Below are 17,338 nucleotides of genomic sequence, written 5' to 3' on the forward strand. Positions count from 1 at the left end.
GTGCGAGTCCGGTCAGAGGACCCCGCCGAGAGGCTGGACCACGGCGCCGGACGCGGCGACGTACTCGAGGAAGGACCGGAACCGCTCCTCGGTCCAGGAGAGGTCGTCGCCCTCGTCGCCGATCTTGTGGAAGACGAGGTTCGCCCAGTCGCCGTCGGCGGCGGCCGCGTCGACCATCCCGCGCACCTCGGACTCGGCCTGGTCGGCGAAGACCGAGACTCCGGTCAGCCGCTGCTCCTGCACCCAGGACAGGGACTGGTTCACCGGGTTGATGGTCCGGCCGGTCACGAAGAACCGGCGCACGACCGCAGCCACGCGATCGTCGACCGACCCGTTGGGGTAGGCGAAGTGCTGTCGGCCGCGGAAGTTCCGCTCCCGCAGCCAGGCCGCGCTCGCACCGACCCGCTCCAGCAGCTCGGCGTCGTCCAGCGAGCGCAGCGGGACGTCGTCGTGCCCGCCGATGTCCCAGCCGCGGTCGTGCAGGTCCTCCACCTGCTCGTAGGTGAGGTAGCCGGGGGAGCCGAGCCTCTCCGAGATGAGGTACGCCGTCCCGACCCACCCGTGCTGGTCCATCAGCTGCGCGGCGCGGTACTGGCTGGCCCATCCGTCGTCGAAGGTCAAGGAGACCACCCCGGGCGCCGGGGAGTCGGGGACCCGTACCGCCTGGCAGGCGAGCAGCTCGACCGTGGTCCCGACGGGGGACCACGCGGTGAAGGCGAGGGCCGTGATCGACGACCATCGAGGTTCGCCCTCCCGGCCGGTGAACGCCGACCTCGGCAGCACCACCTCGGTCCACTCGCCGTCGACCCGGGCCGGGCGGGCGATCGCCGCGCCGAGCTGGACGTGGAAGAACGCCGTCTCCGTCGACTGCAGCCGGACCTGGCTGGCACCGAGGGCGTCCCAGTCGTCGACGCGCACCCACAGCTTGAGGTGGCTGCCGGACATGTCGACCGGGTCGAACTCGCGCAGCGCGTTCGCGACCGCCTCGGAGTCACGGGGGGTGACGACCCGCACCGATCCGGTGCCGGCCTTGGCCTCCGCCACGTTGCTGACCTCCCCCTCGCCGAACCAGTCGACGAAGTCGCTCGAGGTGTCGGTCAGCAGCCCGGAGGCGCGGCGCGAGACCCGGATCGGGGTGACCCGGTCCAGACCCTGCTCACGGTCCTCGGCCCACCCTTCGAGCCGGTCCTCGGCCACGATCGGTGCAGCGACCGCTGCCCCGGCGGCGGTCGCGACCACGGCGCCCAGGACCCCTCGGCGACGCGTGCGCGCGCGCCGGTCGACCTCGCCGTCGTCGACATCTCCGTCGGCATCTCCGGGGGGCGCAGGGTCCATCTCGTCATGATCGCCCGCGGGCGTGCGGGAGACCAGGAACCCGGAGGGGGAGGTTGCGGGTCAGCCCTCGTCGTCGACCAGCCCGGCCCGGTAGGCCGCGATGGCGACCTGCACCCGGTTGGCGGCGCCCAGCTTGGTCAGGATGTGGGTGACGTGGGCCTTCACGGTGGCCTCGCTGAGGAAGAGCTCGCTGCCGATCTCGGCGTTGGAGAGGCCCTGGGCGATCAGCCGGAGGACTCCCAGCTCCCGCTCCGAGAGCGTCGCCATGCGGCCGCGGAGGTCGTCGGGCACCCTCCGGCCGTAGGTGCGGGACAGCCGGCCGGTGAGCGTGGGGGACAGGATGGCGTTGCCGGACGCCACCGTGCGCATCGACTGGATCAGCGCCTGGGGCGGGGTGTCCTTGAGGAGGAACCCCGCGGCCCCGTTCTCCAGGGCCTCGAACACGTGCTCGTCGACGTCGAAGGTGGTCAGGATGACCACGTGCGGGGGGTGGGGGAGCGCACGGACGAGCGCGAGCGCGCGCAGCCCGTCGACCCTGGGCATCCGGATGTCCATGAGCACGATGTCCGGTGCCAGCGCGCGGACCCGGTCCACCACCTCGGTCCCGTCCTCGGCCTCCCCGACGACCTCCAGGTCGGGCGCGCTGGACAGGATCATCCGCAGCCCCGCTCGGACCAGGGCCTCGTCGTCGACCAGCAGGATGGTGATCCGCGGGCGCTCGGGCTCCTCCGGCGTGGTCACAGCTCACGACCGTACGCCGGGAGCAGCGCCGACACCCGGAACCCGCCGTGGCCGTCCGGGCCTGCCTCGAAGGTCCCGCCGAGCAGCTCGACGCGTTCGCGGAGCCCGTAGAGCCCGGTGCCCGAGCCGCTCGCGGCGCGGGACGACGGGGCGGCTGTGCCCGCCGAGTTCCGGACGACCACGGAGAGCGATCCGTCGACCTCGGCCAGCTCCACCTCGGCGCTCGACCCCGGCGCGTGCTTGCTCACGTTGGTGAGGGCCTCCCGGACCACCCGGTACGCCGTCCGTCCGACCGGCGGCGGGCACGCGTCGAGGAACGCCGCGGGGGTGCGGTCCGTCAGCGTGACGTGGGCCCCGGCGGCGCGCCACTCCTCGAGCAGCGCGCCCAGCTGGTCGACCGACGCCTGGGGCGCGCGTTCGGCGGCGGCGTCCTCGCCGGTGCGGAGCAGGCTGACGACGTTGCGCAGCTCCTCGAGCGCCTGCCTCGCCGTCCTCCCGATCGCCTGCGCGGACGCCGCCGCGTCCTGCCCCTCGAGCGTCAGCTCCAGGGCACCGGCGTGGAGGGCGATCAGGCTGACCTGGTGGGCGACGACGTCGTGCATCTCCCGGGCGATGCGCGTGCGCTCCTCCTGGCGGGCCTCCTCGGCGAGCTGCTCGGCGCGGGCGGCGGCGGCCTGGACGGCCTGCTGCCGTGAGTTGAGGTACAGGCCGACCGTCGCGGGGAGCGCGACGAGCCCGCTCCAGATGAGCGCCGTCCCCAGCAGCCGCGTGCTCTCGGCGATCTCCAGGACCGTCGGGACGGAGGCGACCGCCAGGACGACCCAGGTCCGGGGTCGGCTGCCGTACACCTCGGTCACGGTGCCCGCCGCGAGCATGAGCGGCGCCGGCTGGGCGGCGACCACGAGGGCGAGCACGGCGATGCCGAGCACCAGCTCGGGGTAGCGCCGTCGCCAGCCGATCGCCAGGCAGCACAGGAGCACGACGCCCAGGCTGACGGGGGACGGCTCGAACGGCTCGCCCTGGCGGAAGGCCAACGCGGCGATCATCAGGGTGAGCGCGATGACGACCACGTCGAGGATCCGGCTCGACGCGACGAACCGGGCCCACGTCGTCGCCACGCTGCCCAGCCTAGGCCGCGGCTGCCGGCCGGAAGGTCGCGACGACGTTGGAGTCCCAGCCGCGGTCGGGGGAGTAGCTGCCCCCGCAGGTCACGATGACGAGCCGCTCGGCGCCGCCCTGGCCGAACACCTTCTCCGCCGGGAGGTCGGTCTTCGCGTAGGTGTCGACCTTCGCCAGCCGGTAGGCGCACCCGTCGAGGGTGACCTCGGAGCCCACCGGCAGGTGCTCCAGCTCGGCGAACGGCCCCCGGCCCTGCTCGGCGCTGTCGCGGTGCACCACCAGGACGCCGGTCCCGGTGCCCTCACCGGGCCACGCGCTCCGGTCCCAGCGGCCGAGGGTCGACACGTCCCCGGGCGGCACCAGGGCCCCGGCGTCGTCCACGGCGATGTCGACGACCCGGAAGTCCTCGTCCCAGGCGGCGACGTGCAGCGTCAGCGGGCCGTGCCGCTCGGTCGACGCGTCGGGCGACGTCTCGGTCGCCCCCGCGGTCGGGCGGGATTCGGCGGACCTCCGGGCGGCCTCGTCGTAGGTCTCCACGTCGCGTCCGAGGACGGCCTCGATCCCCGTGTCGATCACCGTGTCCACCGCGGAGCGCGGCACCTGGCTCAGCGCCCCGATCGCGAGCAGCACGAGCGCGGCGCTGAGCAGGTAGCGGCCCAGGACGCGGAGACGGTGGCTGCGGATCACGCCTCCAGGGTCGCCGGAAGACGGGCCCGGAGCCGTCGGTGATCGGTCTCGAGCACTCCGACCGAGGTCGATCCGATGGTCGATCCGGGCGCCGACCTCCGGACCCGCGGAGCCGACCTTCGCAGGACGGTTCCGCCCCCGGGATCCGAGATCGTGGAAGTGCCCGAGATCGAGACCGAGAGAGCGAGAGGAGGAAGGCGGTGACCGGGACCGCCCGGGAGGTACGGCAGGTCGTGGCGCTCATCCCGGCGCACAACGAGGCCGAGAACATCACCGATGCGATCCAGGGCCTGCGCGTGCAGGACCTCGCGCCGCACAGGATCGTCGTCGTCGCCGACAACTGCACCGACGACACCGTCCGGGTGGCGACCGAGGCAGGAGCCGAGGTCCTCGAGACCGTCGGGAACACCGACAAGAAGGCCGGGGCCCTGAACCAGGCGCTCGCCGCCCTGCTCCCCGAGCTTGACGACGACGTGGCCGTGCTGGTCCAGGACGCCGACAGCGCGCTGGACCAGGGGTTCGTGTCGGCCGCGGTCCGCTACCTGAGCCGCGACCCGCGGCTCGGCGCGGTGGGCGGGACCTTCCGGGGTCGCGACGACCGGACGTTCGTGGGCCACCTGCAGCGCAACGAGTACGCGCGCTACGCCCGCGACGTCCGCCGGCTCAAGGGCAGGTGCCTGGTGGTCACGGGCACCGCCGCGGTGCTGCGGGTGCCGACGTTGCGGGAGGTCGCCGAGGCCCGCCTCGACGGCCGGATCCCGGCCGGCGACGGCCGGGGCGGCATCTACGACACGACAGTGCTGACCGAGGACAACGAGCTCACGTTCGCGCTCAAGCACCTCGGCTACACCGTGCTCTCGCCCAGGGAGTGCACGCTGACCACCGAGGTGATGCCGACGTGGCGCGCCCTGTGGAAGCAGCGCCTCCGCTGGAAGCGGGGCGCCCTGGAGAACTGCGTGCAGTACGGCGTGACCAGGGTGACCTGGCGCTACTGGGGACGGCAGCTGTTCACCGCTCTCGGGATCATCGTCACGGCGGCGTACCTGGCGAGCATCGTCTGGTCGCTCGCCGTGTACGGGAGCCTGCACGTCCGCCCGTTCTGGCTGGCGATCACGGGCATCTTCGTCGTCGAGCGCGTCGTCACGGTCAAGGACCGCGGCCCGGCGCGGATGCTCCTGGCCGCGACCATGTACGAGCTCGGCTACGACATCTTCCTGCAGACCGTGCACGCCAAGGCGTACGCGGATGCGGTCCTTCACCGTGAGAGGAGGTGGTAACCCATGTATGACACGCCCACGCCCCTGCTGCCGGCCACGGTGCCGGCGGGCATGGCGGGAGCCGGTGCGCTGGCGCTGACCGGGTCGGACCTGGTCTGGATCGTGCTCGCCGTGTTCGCGCTGATCGCCGCCGGGTCCGCGCTGTGGCGGGTGATCCCGCGCAACGGCGAGCTCTGAGCCCGCCTGGCTGCCTGCCGATCAGTCGGTCGGCAGGCAGTCCGTGCGCACGGTGACCTCGTGGTGCCAGCCGCCGGGCACCCGCGACAGCTCCGCCTCCAACGTCAGCCTCGTCCCGCTCGGGTCGTCCTCGTCCTCGTCCCGGGTCACCGTGACGCTGCCGGAGTTCGGCTCGGAGACCGAGTCCGACAGCTCCCACCCGAGGGACGAGAGCCGACCGGTGAGCCGGTTGACCGGGGTGTCCGCATCGTCGTCCCGGGGGAACCCCAGGTCGATCGTGGCGGCGTACGTACGGCGCGCCTCGCCGTCGTCACATCCGTCGGCGTCGTCCTCGGTCCCGTCGTCCGTGACCCGCCAGTCCTCCAGCGGCTCCTCACCGTCGGTGAGCTCGTCGCGCAGCGCGCCGCCCCACTCCGCGAGGTCGGGTGCCACCCGTCGAGTTGGGCCTTCCTTCCGTTCGAGTTGGGCCTTCCTCACGCCTCGAGTCGTACGTCCTCCGGCCCGGCTCAGGCCGGACTGGCGGCGTGGTCCCGCGCGATCTCCTTGGCCCAGCGGTAGTCGGCCTTGCCGGCCGGGGTGCGCTTGACCTCCGGCACGACGACCAGGTCGCGGGGGACCTTGTAGCCGGCCAGCGCCTCGCGGGCGTGCCGCTGGACGTCGTCGAGGCTCGGCTCGCGCCCGTCCCGGACGGAGACGACCGCGGCGACCCGCTCGCCGAGCCGCTCGTCGGGCACGGCGACGACGAGGACGTCGGCGATGTCCGGGTGGCCGTGCAGGACGTTCTCCACCTCCTCGACGTAGACCTTCTCCCCGCCGGTGTTGATGCACTGCGAGCCGCGGCCGAGGAAGACGATCGAGCCGTCGTGGTCGCGGTAGCCCATGTCGCCCAGCACCGAGCAGCGCCGGCCGTCCGGCAGCGTGCGGAAGGTCCGTGCGGTCTTCTCGTCGTCCTTGTAGTAGCCCTGGGGGACCGGCCCGAGCCGGGAAATGAGCCCGACGTGCTCGGGCCCGGCGGGCATCTCGGCGAGCTGGTCGTCGACCACCAGCATCTTGTCGGTGGCCGGGACGCGCAGGTTGCCACCCTCGTCGAGGGTGATCTCGCCGTCGTTGCCCGACTCCGAGGCGCCGAAGTTGTCGCGCTGCATCGCGTTCGGGGCGAGGGTGCGGAACCGCTCGCGGCAGGCCTGGGACCAGATCGCCCCGCCCGAGGTGAACATGAACAGCGCCGAGTAGTCGACGTCGTCCTTGCGCCGCTCCATCTCGTCGGCCAGCGGCATGCCCATCGCGTCGCCGACGATCAGCAGGCTCTGCAGCCCCTCGTGGGCGATGCCGTCGACGATCTTCGTGGGGTCGAAGTCGCGCAGCATGACCAGGCGCCCGCCGAAGATGAAGTAGAAGAACATCGCGTAGGACGCCGCGCCGTGCATCAGGGGAGCAGCGATGAGGAACGAGATCGGCGGCATCGCCTGGGCGGCCGTCGCGATCGCGGCGAGGTCGGGGTGCGGGTCGCCGTAGGGGTTGCCGCCCGAGAGCGGCTTGTGGAAGAGGTCGTCGTGGGTCCAGACCACGCCCTTGGGATAGCCGGTGGTGCCGCCGGTGTAGAGGACGTAGTGCTCCTCGCCGGTCCGCTCGCCGAAGTCGCGCTCGGCCGACTGGTCGCGCCAGCCGCCGAAGTCGACGACGGCCACGTCCCGCTCGGCCGCGGCGGTGGCCAGCGACGCGTCGACCGACCCGACGACGTACACGGCGCGGACCTCGGGCAGCTGCTCGAGGATCGAGGCGAGCACCTGCTGGTGGGCCGGCTCCTCGACGACGACGGCGACGCTGTCGGAGTTGGTGAAGAGGTACTCCAGCTCCGCGGCGGTGTAGCGGTAGTTCACGTTGATCGGCACCGCGCGGACCTTGAGCAGCCCGACCATCGCGGTCACGTGCTCGACGCAGTTCTTCAAGAAGATGGCGACGTGCTCGCCCGGCGCGACGCCCCCGCTCGCGAAGAGGTGGCCGACCTGCGTCGCCTCCCGGTCGAACTCGGTGTACGTCAGGTCCCGCCCCTCGTAGCTCAGGGCGACCCGGTCGGGCACGGCGTCGGCGACGGTCTCGAACACGCTGGCGAGGTTGAACTTCATGCCAGGGACGCTAGCCAGGTTCGAGCCCTCGTGTGAGCGGTATCACCCGATCGGTCGGTCCGTTCAGGGCAGCTGCAGCTCCCTGAGCTGCCGACGCGAGGTGATGTCCAGCTTGCGGAAGATGTTGCGCAGGTGGGCCTCGATCGTGCGCGGGCTGAGGAACAGCTGGCCGGCGACCTCGCGGGACGTGGCGCCGGTGGCCACCAGGCGCGCGATGTGCAGCTCGTGGGCGGTGAGGCAGTCGGTCCGATGGGTGGTCCGCTTGCGCGGGTGCTCACCGGTGGCGCGCAGCTCGCGCGCGGCTCGCTCCGCGAACGCCTCCACACCCATGTTCGAGAGCATCTGGTGGGCGGTGCGGAGCTGTTCTCGGGCGTCCTGACGGCGCCCCTCGCGGCGCAGCCACTCGCCGTAGACGAGATGGGCGCGGGCGAGGTGGGCCGCCATCCGACAGTTGCCGAGCCGGACGATCGCCTCCCGGTAGTGCTCTTCGGCGGCAGGCCCGGTAGTGACCAGCGCGCGTGAGCGTGCGGCCAGCCCCAGCGCGAACTCCGTCCCGCTGGCGCGGGCCCGGGAGTTGAGCCGCTCCAGCGCGGCGACCGCGCGCTCTGGCTCCCCGGCACGGGATGCCGCTTCGACGAGCTCGGGCAAGGCGCTGCTGCTGTGCGGGAACTCGTCGTGCTCCCAGGGCGGCGTCGCGGCGGCGAGAGCGTGGTCGTAGTTGCCCAGGCCGTTGTGCAGGTAGGACTGCGAGACCTGGCTCGAGCCGAGTGACGTGCCCTCACCCCGGCGGGTCGCGTCCGCCACCACCGCCGCGTTGAGGTCCGAGGCTTCAGGCAGACGGCCGCGCCAGGCAGCCAGGATGAGCCTGGCGTTGGGCAGCGGCGGGGCCCCGGTCGCCCGCGAGATCGCATCCTCCTCCGAGAGGAGCTCACCGGCACGGGAGAGCTCACCGGTCAGCACCAGATAGACAGCCAAGGCATTGAGCGCCGCGGGAAGGGTGGACAACGCGCCTGTCTCGCGGGCGAGCCGGACGGCGCTGTGGGCCAGCGCGCCGAACGACTCGTCGTCCCACAGCATCACCGACACATGGCAGGCCAGCCACAGCCAGCGACCCTTGTCGGGGTCCGGCCCGGAATCGTCGTGGCGTAGGGCCTCGAGTGCCCGCTGCAGGGGGGGAACGCTCGCCTCGTAGCCCTGCGTGAACCTCGTGGTCAGTCCGTCCAGCAACAGATCCACTGGCCGGGGCGGCGCCGGTGGGGGAGGCGCGCTCTGGGCAGCCTCGGCCACCTCCCGCAGCCCGCGGCCTCGGGCGGCGAGGCGCCCGGCGTGGAAGGACGCCTCGAACGCCTGCACGTAGGCCTCGCGTGCGCGTGCGGCGTCCAGCGGACCGAGCGTCTTGGCAGCCTCGAGAAGCATCTGGGGCCCGTCGCTCCCGCGCGTGGTGTGGAACGCGATCTGGGCGCGGAGCAGCTCGAGCCGGGCGTGTTGGAGGGCGTCCAGTGGTCCGCTCGCGGCGACGACCAGCAGCTCCAGAGCCACCTCGGATGCGCCGGCGTCGTGCTTGGCGTGCGCAGCCTCCAGCGCCCGCCTCGCTCGGGCGGCAGGATCAGGGGTCAGCTCCGCGGCTTGCTGCAGGAACGCGGCTGCGGCAGCCAGCCCGCCGCGGGCGCGGGCCCGGCCTGCCAGGCTCTCCAGCTCCGCGGCGGCGTCCTCGTCGGTGCCCACCACGGCCTGCGCACGGTGCCAGGCCCGCCGGTCGGGATCGAGGTCCGGATCGGTTGCGGCAGCCAGCGCGGCGTGCGCACGACGACGGTCCGACGAGGTGGCGGCCCGCAGCAGGGCGGAACGCACCAACGGGTGACGGAACCGGACTCGGGCACCGACCTCCAGGAGCCCGGCGGCTTCCGCGAAGGCGGTCGACTCCGGGGCGATGCCCAGGTGCGCGGCCGCGCGCCACAGCAGCGCCGCGTCGCCGGACGGATCGACCGCGGCGACCAGCAGCAACAGCTGGGTCTGCGCCGGCATGCCCTCGGCGCGGCGACGGAAGCTGACCTCGATGGCGTGCGGGATGCCCGGCACCTCGGGCAGCTCGAACCCGCCGGCGAGCCAGGCCGACGGCGCGGTCCGGGACAGCTCCAGGAGCGCGAGCGGGTTCCCACGGGCCTCGGCGAGGACCCGGTCGCGCGACCCGTGGTCCAGCGGTGTCGCGACGGCCTGGGCCAGCAGCGCCCGCGCGTCGGTCTCGTCGAGGCCGCCCAGGCACACGTCGGGGATGTCGTCGAAGGCGCGCACGTCGCGTTCGGTCGGGTCGCGCAGGGCGAAGACCAGCGCCATCGGCTCGGCCGCGACTCGCCGGGCGACGAACGTGAGGACCTGCGCAGACGCCTCGTCCAGCCACTGCGCATCGTCCACGAGGCACAGCAGCGGCCCTTCCTCGGCGACCTCGGCCAGCAGGTTGAGGGCTGCCAGCCCGACCAGGAACCGGTCCGGCGCGGCACCGCTCTGCTGCCCGAACGCCACCCCCAGAGCGGTCTGCTGCGGGTCGGGCAGGGCGCCCACGCGGTCCATCAGGGGCGCGCACAGCTGATGCAGGCCCGCGAACGCGAAGTGCGTCTCGGACTCCACCCCGACCGAGGACGCCACGCGGAATCCCGAGGCGTGTGCCGCGCCGCGGGCGTACTCGAGGAGGGCCGTCTTGCCGATGCCCGCCACCCCGCGCACCACGAACGCCCCGCTCTGCCCGGCCCGTGCCTGGGAGAGGAGGTCGTCGACCGCTGCGCACTCGGCGCGGCGGCCCAGCAGGTCGGTCACTGTCCACTCCCAGCGTCGGCTGCCTAGGTACGAGGTTGGGTAATACTCACCGACGCGAACGCAACCCGCCAGGCTTTGCCCTGATCCGTGGACGGCTCCCTCCACCCCACGACGGCGCGTACGCCGGCCTCGCGCCCCGCCGGAGCAGGGCCCGGCACGGGCCACCTACCCCTCCGCACGGCCAGGTCCCTCGCCGACCTCAGGGCGTTTCACCGACGCGAGGTGGCGTCCACCGATGTGAGCCTGATGTCCCGGGCCCGCCGCACTCTCGCTGCGGTCCCGACACGAAAGGACGGCCATGTCCGCGAGTCCTGTCATCGACGTCGACCACCTGACCGTCACGTACGGCGACTTCATCGCCGTGCGGGACCTCTCGCTCCAGGTCCGGCGTGGCGAGCTCTACGCCCTCCTCGGCACGAACGGCGCCGGGAAGACGTCGACCCTCGAGGTCCTCGAAGGGCACCGCCGGGCCGCCGCCGGCGCGGTGCGGATCTTCGGCGAGAGCCCCACGAACCGGCGTGCGGTGCGGCCCCGCATGGGGACCATGCTGCAGGAGAGCGGCTTCTCCCCGGATCTCACGGTCCGGGAGTCCGTGGGGCTGTTCGGGGCGCTGAGCGGGAGACAGGACGACGTCGACCGGGTGCTCGGCATCTCCGCGCTCACGCACAAGGCGGACACCGGCGTCTCCCAGCTCTCCGGCGGGGAGAAGCGGCGTCTCGACTTCGCCACCGCCGTGTACGGCGGGCCCGACCTGGTCATCCTCGACGAGCCGACGACGGGCCTGGACGTCCAGTCCCGCGACGCGCTCTGGGCCGCCGTGGACCGGCTCCGCGACGAGGGGGCCACGGTCGTGCTGACCACCCACTACCTGGAGGAGGCGCAGCAGCGCGCCGACCGCATCGGGCTCATGCACCAGGGCACGTTGCGCCGGGAAGGGACGGTCGCCGAGCTCACGCAGGCGCTGCCGTCGGTCATCAGCTTCGCCCTTCCCGAGGGCGCACCCGATCCGCCGGTGGACATCGCGCATGCCAACGGGGCCCTGCGCGTCGAGACCTCCAGCCTGCAGGAGGACCTCTACCGGCTGCTCGGCTGGGCGCACGACAGCGGGGTGGAGCTGCGGGAGCTGCAGGCCGGCGCCACGCGCCTCGACGACGTCTTCCGCGTCATCAGCCGTGACCCCACGACACCTGCTCACGAAAGGACCCAGCATGTTGACGATCGCGCGCACTGAGCTGATCCAGATCTTCCGGAACCGGCTGGTCGTGGTCACCGGTCTGCTCATCCCGCTGGCTGCCGGCGGCTACTTCGTCTACCAGCACGAAGCCCTCGCCGACCGGGCCAGTCTCGGGTACATCGCGGCGATCGTGCTCTTCACCGTGATGGCCTTCGGCCTGTACACCACCGCGGTGACGACCCTGGCCTCGCGGCGACAGAACCTCTTCCTCAAACGGCTGCGCTCCACCGTGGCGAGCGACGCCGACATCCTCACCGGGCTGGTCCTGCCGATCACCGCGATCGCGCTCGTCCAGACGGTCGCGATCCTGCTCGTGCTCGGGGTGGTCGCCACCGCACCGGCCGACGTCCCGCTCCTCGCCGTCGCGATCCTGGCGATGATCGCCATGATGGTCGGCCTGGCGTTGGCGACCGCCGGGCTCACGACCTCTCCGGAGCACGCCCAGGTGACCACCCTGCCGGTGAGCCTGTTCCTGATCGCCGTCGCGAGCTGGGTCGGGATCACCGGCACCGACAGCCTCACGCTGCTCAAGCGGCTGGTGCCCGGCGGCGCGGCCACGGAGCTGGTCCTCAACGCCTGGAACGGCGGCGTCCCCCTCGCCGAGTCGATGCTCCTCCTGGTGGTCACCCTGGCCTGGGTCCTCGTTGCCGTGGCGCTGGCCGCCCGGCTCTTCCGGTGGGAGCCGCGTCGATGAGCCCTCCTCGAGTGCTCGGTCGCCGCTACGAGGTGGGTGAGGTGATCGGACGCGGCGGGATGGCCGACGTCCACCTCGGCCATGACCTCCGCTCGGGCGGCCGCGTCGCCATCAAGGTGCTCCGCACGGACCTCGTGGAGGATCCGCTCTTCCTCGCCAGGTTCCGGCGCGAGGCGCAGCTGGTGGCCGGCCTCCGTCATCCCGCGATCGTCACCCTCCTCGACTCCGGATGCGACGAGGTCGACGGTGGCTCGGCGGACGACACGGTGCGCGTGCCGTTCATCGTCATGGAGTACGTCCCGGGGTGGTCGGTGCGGGACCTGCTCAAGCGCGGCGAAGTCACCGTCGAGCGATCGATCCGATACCAGCTCGGGGTGCTCTCGGCACTCGAGTTCAGCCATCGGGCCGGGGTCGTCCATCGCGACATCAAGCCGGCCAACGTGATGATCACGCCGGACGGCGCCGTCAAGGTCGTCGACTTCGGGATCGCGCGGGACAGCAGCGATCCCGCCGCCACGATCACGCACCTCCAGGCGTTCATGGGGACCCCCGGGTACCTCTCCCCGGAGCAGGTGCGCGGGGAGGTCGCGGACGCGCGGAGCGACCTGTACTCGGCGGGCTGCCTGCTCTACGAGCTGCTGACCGGGCGGCCGCCCTTCGTCGGCGACGACCCGGTCTCGGTCGCCTACCAGCACGTCCACGAGCCGCCGGCGCGGGCCAGCAGCCACCACCTCGACCTCCCGCCTGCGCTGGATGCCGTGCTCGCCACGGCGCTCGCCAAGTCCCGGGAGGACCGGTTCCAGGACGCGCGAGCGTTCAGCCAAGCCCTCCGGTCCGCGGCGAAGAGCCTCATCCACCGCGAGGACGGCGCTCGCGCGGACCGGGTCCCCCTGCCCTGCTGACCGGCGCGGCACATCAACCAGGCACATCATCGACAAGGAGACAGATCATGGGATTCATCACCGTCGGGAGCGAGAACAGCACCCCGGTCGAGCTCTACTACGAGGACCACGGCACGGGACGGCCCGTCGTCCTGATCCACGGGTACCCGTTGAGCGGTGACAGCTGGGAGCGCCAGACGCGCGAGCTGCTCGCCGACGGCCACCGCGTCATCACCTATGACCGCCGCGGCTTCGGCCGCTCCTCGAAGGTCGGGACGGGCTACGACTACGACACCTTCGCCGCCGACCTGAACACCGTGCTCGAGACCCTCGACCTGCGCGACGTGAGCCTGGTCGGGTTCTCCATGGGCACCGGCGAGCTCGTCCGCTACGTCGCGAAGTACGGGACCGAGCGCATCACCAGGCTCGCGTTCCTCGCGTCCCTCCAGCCGTTCCTCGTGCAGCGCGACGACAATCCCGACGGCGTCCCGCAGACGGTCTTCGACGGGATCGAGAAGGCCGCCAGGACCGACCGCTACGCCTGGTTCACCCAGTTCTACCGAGACTTCTACAACCTCGAGGAGACCCTCGGGTCGCGGATCAGCGAGGACGTCGTCCGCGCGAGCTGGAACACCGCCAGCACCAGCGCCCCCGTCGCGGCGTACGCGGTCGTCTCGAGCTGGATCGAGGACTTCCGCGACGACGTCGAGGCGGTCCGCGCCGCCGACCTGCCGACGCTGATCCTCCATGGCACCGCCGACAACATCCTCCCGATCGACGCCACCGGCCGGCGCTTCCGGGACCTCGTCCCGCACGCCGAGTACGTCGAGGTCAAGGACGCCCCGCACGGCCTGCTCTGGACCCACGCCGACGAGGTCAACGTCGCCCTGCGCGCCTTCCTCGGCTGAGCAGCACGTCCGGCGACCTGGTCGCCCCAGGCCACTTCTCCCGAAAGGACCCCCCATGACTCAGCAGCTGCACGACAACACCGGTGCACCCGTGACGGTCAGGCTCGAGCGCGTTCTCCCGATCGGCACCTACGCGGTGCGCCTCGCCGACGGATCGAGCGTCGGACGGGCGGACTTCGTCGATTCCCCCGAGGTGGAAGGTGAGCGGATCCTCTTCCACACCGAGGTGGCCCCGGAGGTCGGTGGGCGGGGACTGGCGGGACTCCTCGTCCGTGAGGTGCTCGCTGACAGCCTTCGCACGGGCACGACCGTCGTTCCCGTGTGCCCGCTCTTCGCAGCCCACCTGAAGGAGCATGGCGACGAGTACGTTGCCGACGGCGGCAGGTTCCGGAAGCCGAGACCTGCCGACCTCGCGCTCGTCACGTCCATGGCGCTGAAGGGCCCCCGTGCGCTCACCGATTCCTGACTACCTCACCCAGGCCCTTGCCGACGTCGGCGCGGACACGTCCGGTGCGCCGGCGGGCTACATCCCCGAGCTGGCAGCCGCGGATCCCGAGCTGCTCGCCGCGGTCTTCGCCACCGTCGACGGCGAGGTCTACGGCGCCGGCGACCTGGATGTCTCGTTCACCATCCAGTCGATCTCCAAGCCGTTCGCTCATGCGCTGGCCCTGGCCGATCGTGGCTTCGACGCGGTGCTGGACAAGGTGGGCGTCGAGCCCTCCGGGGAGGCGTTCAACGAGATCTCCCTCGAGGTCGGGTCCGGGCGTCCCCTCAACCCGATGATCAACGCCGGCGCGATCACCACCCACTGGCTGACCGGGTCCGAGGAGATGGACTCGTCGGAGCGGGTGGAGCGCGTCGTCAGCGGACTCTCGGCGTTCGCCGGTCACCGGTTGGAGGTCGACGAGTCGGTGTGCGCCTCGGAGATGGAGCACGCGCACCGCAACCTGGCCATCGGGCACATGCTCCGCAGCCACGAGATCCTCACCGAGGACCCCACCGCCGTCGTCGAGGGCTACATCCGCCAGTGCGCCGTGCTCGTGTCCGCCCGCGACCTGGCTCTGATGGCGGCGACGCTGGCCAACGGGGGAGTCAATCCCCGCACAGGCGAGCGGGTGGTGTCCGAGCGGGTGGTACGTCAGGTCCTGAGCGTCATGTCCACCTGCGGGATGTACGACGCCGCCGGTGACTGGGCCACCCAGGTCGGCATCCCGGCGAAGAGCGGCGTGGCCGGAGGGCTGATCGGCGCCCTCCCCGGCCAGATCGGCATCGCGACGTTTTCCCCGCGGCTCGACCCCCACGGGAACAGCGTCCGCGGGGTGTCGCTCTTCGAGCGGTTCTCCTCCGACATGGGCCTGCACCTGATGGAGGTGCCACCCGCCGCGCGCGCGGTCGTGCGGTCCAACCACGTCGTCGGCACCGGTCCGGATGCCGTCCGGGTGTTCCAGCTCCAGGGCGGGATCCGCTTCGCCGGCGCCGAGAGGGTGGTCCGCGAGGCCGTGGACACAGCGCCGGCGGAGACCACGGTGGCCCTGGACCTCACCAGGGTCTCCTCGATCGACGACGTGGCCCGTCGGATGCTGCTGGAGATCGCGCGTCGGCTCACCCTGGACGGTCACGACGTCTACCTCGTGGACCCCGAGTCGATCCTTCCCGATCCCGACCCGGGCGACGGGGGCCGGGTCATCGTCGTGGGGGAGCTCGACGGACCCGGCGATCCCGCCGGGCAGGGTGGCTGATGGTCCTCAGTCGCCCACCGGCGCCGTCCGGCGTCAGCGACCAGGTGTGATGCCCAGGGCGGTGCGCGACGCACCCAGCCACCACCTCATCCTCGTCGCCGAGCGGGTGAGGCTCTCCCTACGTCAACGGTCCCCGTGTTCAGTCACTGAACGTGGCAGCTGCAACCAACGTCCTGGCTCGGTACATCTAGTCGGACTGGATGGAGCCGGTCACATCGTGCAGCGCATCCCACTGCTGGCCAGTCGGCCACCGCTCGCGGGGGCCACCATCTCGGTAGGGGATCGGCCCCCCCGCGTCGGTCTGTCGCGGTGGAAAGACGCAGCTTCGAGGGTGCCGAGCTCGGACTCCGCACGGTGGGGGTGGGAGCGCCGCACGGTCCGGTGCTTCACGGTGTGAGTGCGACGATGACGGCGGCAACACCGAGTGGGACGTCGAGGAACACGCAGAACTCCGCCAGGGATCGGGGCACGACAGCGTCGCGTCGCCAGTGCGCGACGTCCCAGACGGCATGTGCCGCGAGAGCGGCGCCGACGAGCAGCAGCCCGGCTGTCGGTGAGAGCTGGACGCTGAGGGTGGCGGCACCGCCGTAGGCGGCCAGGGCCAGTGTCTGCGTGGTCACCGCTGTCGTCCGAGCCCGTCGTAGCGCTGCGACGGCGACCAGGACGGCGCCCGCCGAAGCGGTGCCGGTCCACCACGGCAACCCCAGGGCCTCGCTGACGAAGACAACGACCGTGGCTCCGATGATGGTCGCCCATGCCACCCAGCGCCGCTCCAGGGCGGCCGCGGCGAGGTAGCAAAGCGAAGCCGCGACGAGAACGATGGCCACCACCTCGACCTCCACCCCGTTTGCGATCTGCAGCGCCGCTGCTGTCAGGCCGATTCCTCCAAAGGCCACGGTCGCGGCGTGCGGACGGGCGTGACCGATCTCCGTCGAAGGAATCGATGGCCGGGGCACCTGGTGGGTCATGGCACGGGCCGTCCGGGTGGGGTGAGGGCAGCGAGCACGGTCGATCGGACGAGTCCCGGCGCCCGGGAGGCGTCGAGCTCGTTGCGGTGCACGGCCACGGACGCGGCGTGGATGACGCCCTGGGCAGTAGTGACCTGCCAGTTCAGCGGCATGTCGGTGCGCACGCTGCCCTCGCGGCGGGCGCGTCGCAGGAGACGGGTGAATCTCCGCACCGGCTTGTCGTGAGCCTCGCGGAGGTCGTGATCGGACAGCGCCTCCTGGGCGGCCATCACCAGTCCGCCGTATCGGTGGGTCACGTGCCAGCTGGCCACCAGGAGCCGCCCGAGGGCCTCGTGGGCGTCGCCGTCGAGGTCGACCTTCTCGAGCTCGGCATCGGAGACAGCCATCGCGCGGTCGACGACCTGGGTCACCAGCGCGGCGCGGTTGCCGAAGTGACCGTAGAGCGTGACCCGGCCGACGCCGGCAGCGGCGGCGATGTCGTTGAGGCTGACCGCGGGGTCGACGGCGAGGCACACCGTGGCGGCGTCAAGGATCGCGGCGATGTTCTTGCGGGCGTCAGCGCGCTTGGGGGCGTCTATCGAGATGGAGCTCACGGCTAAACCGTACATATCTGTTCGGTTTCGCGCTCACCAATTGTTGCG

17 protein-coding genes are annotated in these 17,338 nt (G+C 72.0%); 8 read left to right on the forward strand and 9 right to left on the reverse strand.

Annotated elements, in window-relative coordinates:
• Positions 1-12 precede the first annotated feature (12 nt).
• The 4 genes from H4O22_RS08325 to H4O22_RS08340 are packed head-to-tail and all read right to left on the reverse strand — an operon-like array spanning position 13 to position 3,882.
• Positions 13-1,335, reverse strand: a complete 1,323-nt coding sequence (locus H4O22_RS08325) for a polysaccharide deacetylase family protein (protein WP_182526532.1) — start codon at positions 1,333-1,335, stop codon at positions 13-15.
• Positions 1,336-1,395: 60 nt separating this feature from the next.
• Entirely contained in the window at positions 1,396-2,076 is a 681-nt protein-coding gene (locus H4O22_RS08330; RefSeq protein ID WP_182526533.1) for a response regulator, read from the reverse strand.
• The gene (locus H4O22_RS08335; protein WP_182526534.1) at positions 2,073-3,194 is read right to left on the reverse strand and encodes a sensor histidine kinase; all 1,122 of its coding nucleotides are present in this window, start codon (positions 3,192-3,194) and stop codon (positions 2,073-2,075) included. The genes H4O22_RS08330 and H4O22_RS08335 overlap by 4 nt, the downstream gene beginning before the upstream one ends.
• Before the next feature lie 10 nt (positions 3,195-3,204).
• Positions 3,205-3,882, reverse strand: a complete 678-nt coding sequence (locus tag H4O22_RS08340; protein WP_182526535.1) for a class F sortase — start codon at positions 3,880-3,882, stop codon at positions 3,205-3,207.
• 200 nt (positions 3,883-4,082) lie between these two features.
• Between H4O22_RS08340 and H4O22_RS08345 the strand changes: the two genes are divergently transcribed.
• Both H4O22_RS08345 and H4O22_RS08350 read left to right on the forward strand, forming a co-directional pair.
• Positions 4,083-5,159, forward strand: coding sequence for a glycosyltransferase family 2 protein (locus H4O22_RS08345; RefSeq protein WP_182526536.1), 1,077 nt, complete (start codon positions 4,083-4,085; stop codon positions 5,157-5,159).
• Between the two features lie 3 nt (positions 5,160-5,162).
• A complete protein-coding gene (locus H4O22_RS08350; protein WP_182526537.1) occupies positions 5,163-5,336 on the forward strand; it encodes a hypothetical protein in 174 nt (57 codons plus the stop codon).
• A gap of 21 nt (positions 5,337-5,357) precedes the next feature.
• Here the strand turns inward: H4O22_RS08350 and H4O22_RS08355 are convergent, their stop codons facing one another.
• From H4O22_RS08355 to H4O22_RS08365, 3 genes are all read right to left on the reverse strand, one after another.
• Entirely contained in the window at positions 5,358-5,768 is a 411-nt protein-coding gene (locus H4O22_RS08355) for a hypothetical protein (protein WP_182526538.1), read from the reverse strand.
• 74 nt (positions 5,769-5,842) lie between these two features.
• Positions 5,843-7,462 (reverse strand): AMP-binding protein, encoded by a 1,620-nt coding sequence (locus tag H4O22_RS08360; RefSeq protein WP_182526539.1) that lies wholly within the window; start codon positions 7,460-7,462, stop codon positions 5,843-5,845.
• A gap of 63 nt (positions 7,463-7,525) precedes the next feature.
• The gene (locus H4O22_RS08365) at positions 7,526-10,273 is read right to left on the reverse strand and encodes an AAA family ATPase (protein WP_220451323.1); all 2,748 of its coding nucleotides are present in this window, start codon (positions 10,271-10,273) and stop codon (positions 7,526-7,528) included.
• Positions 10,274-10,571: 298 nt separating this feature from the next.
• Between H4O22_RS08365 and H4O22_RS08370 the strand changes: the two genes are divergently transcribed.
• From H4O22_RS08370 to H4O22_RS08395, 6 genes are read left to right on the forward strand one after another with little or no spacing between them, the layout of a single operon-like run.
• A complete protein-coding gene (locus tag H4O22_RS08370) occupies positions 10,572-11,504 on the forward strand; it encodes an ABC transporter ATP-binding protein (RefSeq protein ID WP_182526540.1) in 933 nt (310 codons plus the stop codon).
• Positions 11,482-12,201, forward strand: a complete 720-nt coding sequence (locus tag H4O22_RS08375; RefSeq protein ID WP_182526541.1) for an ABC transporter permease — start codon at positions 11,482-11,484, stop codon at positions 12,199-12,201. The genes H4O22_RS08370 and H4O22_RS08375 overlap by 23 nt, the downstream gene beginning before the upstream one ends.
• Entirely contained in the window at positions 12,198-13,103 is a 906-nt protein-coding gene (locus H4O22_RS08380; RefSeq protein WP_182526542.1) for a protein kinase domain-containing protein, read from the forward strand. The genes H4O22_RS08375 and H4O22_RS08380 overlap by 4 nt, the downstream gene beginning before the upstream one ends.
• 47 nt (positions 13,104-13,150) lie before the next feature.
• Positions 13,151-13,990, forward strand: a complete 840-nt coding sequence (locus tag H4O22_RS08385) for an alpha/beta fold hydrolase (protein WP_182526543.1) — start codon at positions 13,151-13,153, stop codon at positions 13,988-13,990.
• A 55-nt stretch (positions 13,991-14,045) separates the two neighbouring features.
• Positions 14,046-14,456 carry a GNAT family N-acetyltransferase gene (locus H4O22_RS08390; protein ID WP_182526544.1) on the forward strand — a complete coding sequence of 137 codons (411 nt, stop codon included), beginning with the start codon at positions 14,046-14,048 and terminating at the stop codon, positions 14,454-14,456.
• On the forward strand, positions 14,437-15,729 hold the full coding sequence (locus tag H4O22_RS08395) for a glutaminase (protein WP_182526545.1): 1,293 nt from the start codon (positions 14,437-14,439) through the stop codon (positions 15,727-15,729). Before H4O22_RS08390 ends, H4O22_RS08395 begins: the two co-directional genes overlap by 20 nt.
• A gap of 386 nt (positions 15,730-16,115) precedes the next feature.
• On the opposite strand, the gene H4O22_RS08400 is transcribed toward H4O22_RS08395, so the two are convergent.
• The gene (locus tag H4O22_RS08400) at positions 16,116-16,697 is read right to left on the reverse strand and encodes a hypothetical protein (RefSeq protein WP_182526546.1); all 582 of its coding nucleotides are present in this window, start codon (positions 16,695-16,697) and stop codon (positions 16,116-16,118) included.
• On the reverse strand, positions 16,694-17,290 hold the full coding sequence (locus tag H4O22_RS08405; protein WP_244963161.1) for a TetR/AcrR family transcriptional regulator: 597 nt from the start codon (positions 17,288-17,290) through the stop codon (positions 16,694-16,696). The genes H4O22_RS08400 and H4O22_RS08405 overlap by 4 nt, the downstream gene beginning before the upstream one ends.
• Positions 17,291-17,338 lie beyond the last annotated feature (48 nt).

The sequence above is a fragment of the Nocardioides dongkuii genome (genome assembly GCF_014127485.1).
Lineage (GTDB): Bacteria > Actinomycetota > Actinomycetes > Propionibacteriales > Nocardioidaceae > Nocardioides > Nocardioides dongkuii.

Bases quoted from the DNA above. Each gene is read 5' to 3' on its own strand.
- H4O22_RS08325 (WP_182526532.1), bottom strand. From the start codon at position 1,335: ATGGACCCTGCGCCCCCCGGAGATGCCGACGGAGATGTCGACGACGGC.
- H4O22_RS08350 (WP_182526537.1), top strand. From the start codon at position 5,163: ATGTATGACACGCCCACGCCCCTGCTGCCGGCCACGGTGCCGGCGGGC.
- H4O22_RS08360 (WP_182526539.1), bottom strand. From the start codon at position 7,462: ATGAAGTTCAACCTCGCCAGCGTGTTCGAGACCGTCGCCGACGCCGTG.
- H4O22_RS08370 (WP_182526540.1), top strand. From the start codon at position 10,572: ATGTCCGCGAGTCCTGTCATCGACGTCGACCACCTGACCGTCACGTAC.
- H4O22_RS08375 (WP_182526541.1), top strand. From the start codon at position 11,482: ATGTTGACGATCGCGCGCACTGAGCTGATCCAGATCTTCCGGAACCGG.
- H4O22_RS08380 (WP_182526542.1), top strand. From the start codon at position 12,198: ATGAGCCCTCCTCGAGTGCTCGGTCGCCGCTACGAGGTGGGTGAGGTG.
- H4O22_RS08385 (WP_182526543.1), top strand. From the start codon at position 13,151: ATGGGATTCATCACCGTCGGGAGCGAGAACAGCACCCCGGTCGAGCTC.
- H4O22_RS08390 (WP_182526544.1), top strand. From the start codon at position 14,046: ATGACTCAGCAGCTGCACGACAACACCGGTGCACCCGTGACGGTCAGG.
- H4O22_RS08400 (WP_182526546.1), bottom strand. From the start codon at position 16,697: ATGACCCACCAGGTGCCCCGGCCATCGATTCCTTCGACGGAGATCGGT.